The 4,897-nt window shown below is 56.6% G+C and carries 6 protein-coding genes; 1 reads left to right on the top strand and 5 read right to left on the bottom strand.

The window, feature by feature from the left end; translation table 11 throughout:
- From BLR31_RS21195 to BLR31_RS21175, 5 genes are all read right to left on the bottom strand, one after another.
- On the bottom strand, positions 1-159 hold a 159-nt coding region (locus BLR31_RS21195; RefSeq protein ID WP_143009498.1), incomplete at its 3' end, for a transposase.
- 28 nt (positions 160-187) lie between these two features.
- Positions 188-1,009 carry an ArdC family protein gene (locus BLR31_RS21190; protein WP_090600521.1) on the bottom strand — a complete coding sequence of 274 codons (822 nt, stop codon included), beginning with the start codon at positions 1,007-1,009 and terminating at the stop codon, positions 188-190.
- Between the two features lie 300 nt (positions 1,010-1,309).
- Positions 1,310-3,019 (bottom strand): type IV secretory system conjugative DNA transfer family protein, encoded by a 1,710-nt coding sequence (locus tag BLR31_RS21185; protein ID WP_090600516.1) that lies wholly within the window; start codon positions 3,017-3,019, stop codon positions 1,310-1,312.
- Between the two features lie 2 nt (positions 3,020-3,021).
- Entirely contained in the window at positions 3,022-3,552 is a 531-nt protein-coding gene (locus BLR31_RS21180) for a hypothetical protein (RefSeq protein ID WP_090600514.1), read from the bottom strand.
- The gene (locus tag BLR31_RS21175; RefSeq protein ID WP_090600512.1) at positions 3,545-4,384 is read right to left on the bottom strand and encodes a P-loop NTPase family protein; all 840 of its coding nucleotides are present in this window, start codon (positions 4,382-4,384) and stop codon (positions 3,545-3,547) included. The genes BLR31_RS21180 and BLR31_RS21175 overlap by 8 nt, the downstream gene beginning before the upstream one ends.
- Positions 4,385-4,650: 266 nt before the next feature.
- Here BLR31_RS21175 and BLR31_RS21170 point away from each other — a divergent pair.
- Positions 4,651-4,897, top strand: a 247-nt coding sequence (locus BLR31_RS21170) for a helix-turn-helix domain-containing protein (protein WP_176762804.1), incomplete at its 3' end; no start/stop codon positions are given.

Below are 4,897 nucleotides of genomic sequence, written 5' to 3'. Positions count from 1 at the left end.
CGCAATTCCATGCCGTCGTGCGGTCGCCGAACCCATTCGCGGGGCCGACAAGCTTTCTTCAACGATCCGGATCTTCTCCGCATCACTGAACCGCCGGCGCCGGCCTGTGTCCACAATCTCGAGCCGCTCGACGCGACTTTTGTCAGTAAGGATATCCATAGCGATAGTTTGCTACCAGATCGGCCGCTCAAGCCAAGGCGGCCCTCAACGGAGGCTTACCTTTCAACCAAGAGGCAATATAGCTGGCATGCTCTGCCCGCGGCTCTGGCGTAAGGCCGAGATTGGCCGACAGGAAAGCCGCGCCAAGCTCGGCAACCAGCTCTTCTTTTGCATAGCCGGCATCACCCCATTTCTTGCGACCAAGGGCACGGTCAAGGCGTGTCCGGTGACTTGTCCAATGGGCCACTTCGTGCGCCAGGGTGGCGTAATAGCTTTCGCGGTCGCAGAAGGCCTCGAATGGCGGCATCTGCACGTGATCATCCCCGCCTGCATAATAGGCACGATTGCCGCCATGACGAATATCAGCATGGGTGGCGGCAAAGAAAGCTTCGGCCCTATCTATGCGCGCCACTGGATCGATCGCCGGCGTTTGCAGTGCATAGAAATGATGTGGCAAGCCCTCCACTTGATCGGCGTTGAAGACAGTATAGCCTTTCATAAACGGGATTTCGCGCTCGATATCCTGGCCGGTGTCGGCATCTTCTTCTGTTCTTGTAATGGTGTTGGCATAGACCACCAGGCTTCCCTTTTCGCCCTTCCGGACATCACCGCCAAGCTCCTGGGCTTGTTTGTAGGTGAGCCAGATTGGCGCCGCAAAACCCCGCTCGAGTGCTGCTGACCAGAGCAGCAGAATATTGATGCCGCGATAGGCAACGCTATTGGCGCGCAGGGGGCGAGTGATGCGCCCGGTGGCGTGCTCGGCTGACCACGGCTTGTGCCAGGGGCGTACACCCTTCTCGAGCTCTTTCACAATTGCATCGGTAACACGCTGGTAGATATCGGCTTTCATCGACCCTGCTCCTTTTTGAAAACGGGTTGCGCATGCAACCAGCTAGCCGGAGCGGCAATGAGCGGGGAGGAGCTGTCAGGGCCATCGCCGGGGAAAGGGGTATCACCCGCCTGCACAAGCCAAAAGGCGCGGAAGGTTGGGGAACGCCCCGGCGGTGTCCGGAGCGACAGCGTAGGATTAAAGCCTTGACTGCCCCTGGGCCGCAGGCCCCCCCACTTAAACGGAGGTGCAGATTCGTCGTGCACACAGCAAAATGGCGGGCCGGGCCCGCCATCAGACTTTTGCGTTTTTGCCTTTAGATTATTCGCTCGGTGGGAGGACAATCTGTGTCCATTTGGCCGGAACATAGCCCACACTTTGCGCCTCCCACTTGGTGGGTGGCCAATCAATGCGATAGGCGTTGCCGGCATAGGTGACCAGACCAGCAATGACCTCGTTAGGTGCACCTGGATAGAAATTGCCGAGCTCACCCTCGAACTGGCTCTGAGAGAACAAGACCAGATCCTGGGTCTTGGACACATGGGTGCGTTTGTCATCACTCTTTGGCAGACGATTGGGCACCGTCGTCTCGATTGCTCGTTTGCCCATGGAATCGGAGATTTTTTTCGCGCTGATCCCATCTCCTTGGCGCCCGTAGATCTTGATCTGGAGAAGGTCCAATATTTCCAGCGCGCCATCTCCATAGAGGCTGTACAATTGTTGCAGCGATTGCAGCGACACCAAAACCATGAGCTTTTTTCCTCGAGCCACCGAGAGGGCTTTGGCAAATCCCTCGATAGGTCCGATAGAATTGAATTCATCTAGCACCATGGATAATCGGCGTTTGCCCAGTTCGGCCGCTGGAGATGTCACATGGGCGCAAATGCGTCGGATGAGACCGCCACAGAGATTTTCTGACAGGACCTTATGGCGTGGATCGGTCTGAACGATCATAATTTTCGGCCCATTCCACTTCGATGAGAACACACGGCGAACCGAAAAGGTCTTTTCGGGCGGTGTGTCGCTCCAGGCAAAGGCAATCGGCTTTAGAGTCGTCATTGCGCCCGAGATCATGGTCGCCATTATGCTTTCCACTGTCCGCGACTCTGCATCTGGTGCGCTGGCCTTAATCAAGGGTGAAGCACTCAGATCAAGCGTGCCGATACGGTCCATAATGGCGTTTGTATCGCTAAGAACGCGCTCGAGCAGAAGGCGGGCGTCCCATTTACGCGGGAAGTCCTGAGCTACCGAAATAACGATATCTTCAAACACCAGGCGAGCAGTATCGGAGAAAAACGGTTGGTCGGATTTGGGGATGACCATAGCGGAAAACTCCAGCACATCGTCCCGACCAACAATGTCTTCGGCCATATTCCAAGCCCAGCCGTCACGATGGGTGGGCGAGACCAGAATAATGTCTTCGGTCCGAAAGGACTTGGTGACATCCCCTTTGGTGCAATGAAGCACCACGAGGTCTCCGCGGTCGATGAGTTGGGAAATTATCGGTCGAATGATATTTGTCTTTCCCGACCCAGCGATCCCGCAGACTAAAAAATTCTTGAGATCAGCCAAACCCGAAACCGGTACGTACGGCGCAACATAGATCGGGTCGCCGTGGGTCTTGCCCCCACCCTTTTTAAATGCCGCGCTAAGCTCATATTCCGCCTTCCTATCATAAAACAGTTCCGGATCGGTTGGATTGGGCTGTTGGAAGGGCTTGGTTCTTGGCGTCGAACGCCAGATCGCGAAGCCAACGGCTGCGCCAACAACCAGCCCGCCTGATAGCGAGAGTTCTCCCACCTCGATCAAGGCAGTTGAGAATTCCAGACTGCTCCAGACGTCCCAAAAGAGGATAGTCAATGACTGACTATTGCCCCATCGATAGAGATTGAGCAGAGCGATGGTCTGCAGAACAACATGGGCAAAATATCCCGACAGCGCGGTGATAGATCCGACAAAAACGGCGCCAATAATCGCGCTTTGACGATGCCTGCGGAACCGAAATCCGCTATTCGTGCTCGAGCTACTCATTGTTAAAATCCGTTCGACGAAAACGTGGAAGATTGGGTACCCTGCAGCGTTTCGACCAACCAAAAGATGGCGGCAAAGACCTCAACCCCGATCCCGGCCCGGGTGAGAAAGAAACAGAGCACGCCGAAAAGCGTGGCACAAAGTAGACCCCAGCGGATGGGACCGTGCGCGTAGTGCGGCCGCGAATGGCGCCGGTCATTCCAATGGGTAACTTCCACCAGTTTCGGCGAGGTGACTTGTGCGTTGGGCTGCTTTGCCGGTTTGGTGGACTTGGGGCTGTTCTTGGCGCGCGCCATCTCGTCGGCGATTGCTTTGTGGAGCTCCTGTGTGAAATAGGCACAGCCTTTAGGCCCGAAGCCGTAGAGGTCTTTGGGCAGGAATACCCTCCCCGTTTCAATATGCTCACGAACGAGTTGGCGTGCCTTTTCGCCGATTGCCTTGATGCGTTCGCGCTCGTTGCGCGCTACATCGGCGCTGGTCGGAAGCGCCGGGGAGATCCGCGGCGCGGCAGTGTCATGGGTCGGCTTACTCATCTTTCGGTCCCCCCTCACGGACCGTCAGCAGGGCATCGAATTGGCTCTGCATGGTCTGGAAAAATCGCGTGACATTGCCCCGAGCGATTTTGAAATCGCCCGTGCTCATCGAGAAGGTTTCTCCGCCCTCCCGGGCCTCCATGGCCATCACTTTGAGAAAGCGGGTGCCGGATTCTTCAAAAGGGACCCAAAAGTCAGTAACGATCGCGGGCATAATGATCCGCGGAGCACCGGCCACCAGGGGCGCCAGGTCATTTTCGAACAGACGCCGTGCGGGGCTCGTGGGCTTGAGCTTTTCGATGCGTCCACGGTCGTGAACGTTCTCGACCAACACCATCTTGGCGCTGGGCAAGACGGCCTTGAGCCGCTTCCAGGTCATGACTGCCGCCGAAACAGATTCTGGATCTGCTTGCACCAGGATGAAAATAACCATGGGCAGATTCCAGGCCACCAGATCTTCATCCAGCCCCACATCGGCGAAAAACCCGCAAAGGTTTTCAACTTCGCGTGCTCCGCCATCCAACAGGACCGACTGGCCCAAAGATTTAGCCGAGCTGCAGGCGGTATAGAGTGGCGAATACGCAGTACGCAGCAATGACGGCTGCTCCATGAGCAGGTCAGCATCTGGCTTGAGATCGACCACCTTGGCGCCGAGCATGTCGCTCAGCCGCGGCTTATCGTCAGCCTGGAAAGCCGAAAACGAGTGCCGTTTTAAGGTCAGGTAGTCGGCAAGTACAGTGATCAGTGTGGTCTTACCGACCGCTGATTCTTGAGAGATGGCTGCCAGCAAGGCCGGGGTCGAAACGCTGGTCTTTGGGGACTTTGGTGTCATGTGACATCTCCAAAATGGCTCGAGGGGAATCCCCGAGTGATCCCAGTGAACAGCATTTTTTTTCGCGATATTCCGGAAGCCAATTACGCACTTTTTGACCTGTGTCAGGTACGGTTTCCAAGGATGCGCACACCGACGAATTGGCTTCCGGAGTGCTGGTTTGAAAGCGCAGCTAGAGCGGCACCCGAGCTGAATGAATCGGTGCGGGTTCCCAAATCAACGCGTTTCTGATTCATCATGTTTGCCGGGTGAGGAGGCCGGCGGACATGTCGAAAGCTTTGTCACTCGATCTCCGGACGCGTGTTCTTGCCGCCGTGGCCAGCGGGCTCAGCCATCGCCAGGCAGCTGAACGCTTTGGTGTCAGTGCGGCAAGTGTGAGCCGCTGGAGGGCGCGCCAGCGTGATCAGGGAGCGCCTCTTCCCAAGGCCTTGGGAGGTGATCGTCGATCTGGACGCATCGACGCCTGCAAGGTTTTGATCCTATCGCTGCTCGAGGAGACGCCCGACATTACGA

The organism is Pelagibacterium luteolum (genome assembly GCF_900100665.1).
Classification (GTDB): Bacteria; Pseudomonadota; Alphaproteobacteria; order Rhizobiales; family Devosiaceae; genus Pelagibacterium; species Pelagibacterium luteolum.
This window is presented reverse-complemented; position numbering and strand designations above follow the sequence as displayed.

Bases quoted from the DNA above. Each gene is read 5' to 3' on its own strand.
- BLR31_RS21190 (WP_090600521.1), bottom strand. From the start codon at position 1,009: ATGAAAGCCGATATCTACCAGCGTGTTACCGATGCAATTGTGAAAGAG.
- BLR31_RS21185 (WP_090600516.1), bottom strand. From the start codon at position 3,019: ATGAGTAGCTCGAGCACGAATAGCGGATTTCGGTTCCGCAGGCATCGT.
- BLR31_RS21180 (WP_090600514.1), bottom strand. From the start codon at position 3,552: ATGAGTAAGCCGACCCATGACACTGCCGCGCCGCGGATCTCCCCGGCG.
- BLR31_RS21175 (WP_090600512.1), bottom strand. From the start codon at position 4,384: ATGACACCAAAGTCCCCAAAGACCAGCGTTTCGACCCCGGCCTTGCTG.